This window comes from Mycobacterium sp. 1245805.9, from assembly GCF_001672915.1.
Lineage (GTDB): Bacteria > Actinomycetota > Actinomycetes > Mycobacteriales > Mycobacteriaceae > Mycobacterium.
The window spans coordinates 1-1,473 of the sequence record NZ_LZKR01000141.1 but is presented as its reverse complement, the minus strand read 5'-3'; the positions used below and the strand labels follow the sequence as shown (position 1 = coordinate 1,473).

Below are 1,473 nucleotides of genomic sequence, written 5' to 3'. Positions count from 1 at the left end.
ATGACTTCGTTGGAGCCGTATTACGAAGAATCGCAATCTATCTACGATGTCTCGGACGAGTTTTTTGCGCTGTTCCTCGACCCGACGCAGACCTACAGCTGCGCCTACTTCGAGCGCGACGACATGACCCTCGAAGAGGCGCAGCTCGCCAAGATCGACCTGTCGCTGGGGAAGCTCGGGCTCGAGCCGGGGATGACGCTGCTGGACATCGGCTGCGGCTGGGGCGCGACGCTGCGGCGCGCGATCGAGAAGTACGACGTCAACGTCGTGGGCCTGACGCTGTCGGAGAACCAGGCCGAGCACGTCCAGCAGATGTTCGACCAGCTGGAAACGAACCGCTCGGCCCAGGTGTTGCTGGAGGGCTGGGAGAAGTTCGACGAGCCCGTCGACCGAATCGTCTCGATCGGCGCCTTCGAGCACTTCGGCCGCCAACGCTGGGGCCACTTCTTCAAGATGGCCTACCGGGTGCTGCCGGCCGACGGGGTCATGCTGCTGCACACCATCTCGCGGCCGACCTTCAAAGAGGCCAGGGCGCAGGGCACCCCGTTGACCCACGAGGTCGTCCACTTCACCCAGTTCATCCTGGCCGAGATCTTCCCGGGTGGCTGGCTGCCGACGATCCCGTCGGTCGAAGAGCATGCCGCCGACGCCGGGTTCAAGGTGACCCGGATCCAGTCGTTGCAGCTGCACTACGCCAGGACGCTGGAAATCTGGGCCGCGGCGCTCGAGTCCAACAAGGACAAGGCCATCGCGATCCAGTCGGAAAAGGTTTACGACCGGTACATGAAGTACCTGACCGGCTGCGCCAAGCTGTTCCGCCAGGGCTACACGGACGTCAACCAGTTCACGTGTGAGAAGTAGCCGGGCCGGCTACTTGGCCAGCGTGAACTGGCCGACGTTGCTGATGCCCTTGCGGAAGAAGTCCTCGCACCCCGTCAAGTAGTGCATATAGCGCTCGTAGACTTCCTCGGACTGGATGGCGATCGCTTTTTCTTTGTTCGCCTCCAGGTTGGCCGCCCAAATATTCAGCGTCCGTTCATAATGCTCGCGCAGCAATTGCACTTTTTCGACGCTGAATCTGGCCGCCTGCGCCAGTGAGAAAATATCTTCCTGCGCCGGCAGCTGCCCACCCGGGAAGATTTCCGTGTAGATAAATCGCGTGAACCGCACGTCGCTCATCGTCAAAGCGATGCCGCGCTCGTGCATCTGCTTCTGTGAATGCGCCAAAATTGTGTGCAAGAGCATCCTGCCGTCGTCGGGAAGGATGTCGTAGGCGCGGTCGAAAAACGCGGGCCAACGGTCGGCTTTGAAGGCCTCGAACGCGCCTATGCTGACGATCCGGTCGACCTTGTCGTCGAACTCTTCCCAGCCCTGCAACCGCACTTCGACGTCGCGCTCGGTCGGGATCCCCGCCAGCCTGGTTTTGCTGTACTCGAACTGGTTGCGGCTGAGGGTAATTCCGATCACGTTGAC

The 1,473-nt window shown here is 61.3% G+C and carries 2 protein-coding genes; one reads left to right on the top strand and one right to left on the bottom strand.

Annotated elements, in window-relative coordinates:
* Positions 1 to 861: a cyclopropane mycolic acid synthase family methyltransferase gene (locus tag A9X00_RS19330; RefSeq protein ID WP_067156963.1), complete on the top strand. Its 861-nt coding sequence runs from the start codon at positions 1 to 3 to the stop codon at positions 859 to 861.
* A 9-nt stretch (positions 862 to 870) separates the two neighbouring features.
* Here A9X00_RS19330 and A9X00_RS19325 read toward each other — a convergent pair.
* Positions 871 to 1,473, bottom strand: a 603-nt coding sequence (locus A9X00_RS19325) for a class I SAM-dependent methyltransferase (RefSeq protein WP_067153302.1), incomplete at its 5' end; no start/stop codon positions are given.